Below are 1,041 nucleotides of genomic sequence, written 5' to 3' on the forward strand. Positions count from 1 at the left end.
CGTTTATAGTTATGCTGCTGATATTGCTTTTCTTGTCTTTACCGCTTAAAGATTTAAGCTCGTCAAGAATTTCATCTTTAAATTTAAGACCATCAATCAGCTTATAAGCAAGTGCGTCTTTTGGCTGCTGAATTTTATAATCGTCTGCAATCTGATGTAAGGTCGGGGTACTGATGTGTCTGCTTTCAGCGATTCCTTCAAGAAATGTATTGTACATCCCGGTTAAATAAGCGGTAACCTGCTCACGATTTTTATCGCTCATTTTATCGTTAATAAATGGCTCAATTGCACTCTTATAAGAGCCTACTCTTATAATTTGTGCCTCAATACCTAATTTATCCAGTGCTCCTTTAAAGAACATGACCTGAGAGCTCAAACCTTTAAATTCAAGTGCACCTTCAGGATTCAGATAAACTTTATCGGCCACAGAGGCCAGATAATAAGCACTCTGCGTATAAACCTCGCTATAAGCTATAATTTTCTTTTTGCTGGTTTTGAAATCAATTAAAGCATTTCTTACCTCGCGTAATGTTGCGAAGCCCGCATTTGGAGAAGTTACATTAAGATAAATGCATTTAATATCATCATCTGTTTTTGCTTTTTTAAGAGACTTAAGAATATCATTAAATCCTATACTTTTCTCGCCATCTCCACCTACAATTGGTAGATTTGAAAAAGTATCATCCGGAGTTCGCTCTTTAATTGCCTGATCCATATTTAAATAAAGTACCGAATTGCTGCTTACACTAACAGTTTTATCACTCTCGAGAGATGAAACAACACCAACAATAACTACTACAAATAACAGGGTAAAAAGGACAAGTGAAATGATAACTCCAACAACGGTTGCAAAAACATACTTGAAAAATTCTCTCATGTGGTGGTTTAATATTTATTTTGTAAATATAAGTAAAAAAATAGCCTGAGGCTTTTATATGATATTTGATACTAAAAAAGTTTATTTGTTACTGGGTAGCAACCTTGGCGATAGGGAACAGTTGATTGAAGATGCCATTAAACAAATTGCTAATGAAATAGGAG

General features: G+C 34.7%; 1 protein-coding gene. It reads right to left on the reverse strand.

All coding sequences use genetic code 11. From position 1 onward, the window contains the following. A partial coding sequence (locus tag AC1DG9_RS27290) for a S49 family peptidase (RefSeq protein ID WP_477635722.1) occupies nucleotides 1-877 on the reverse strand: 877 nt, incomplete at its 3' end. Nucleotides 878-1,041 lie beyond the last annotated feature (164 nt).

This window comes from Pedobacter sp. 05L430, from assembly GCF_056397585.1.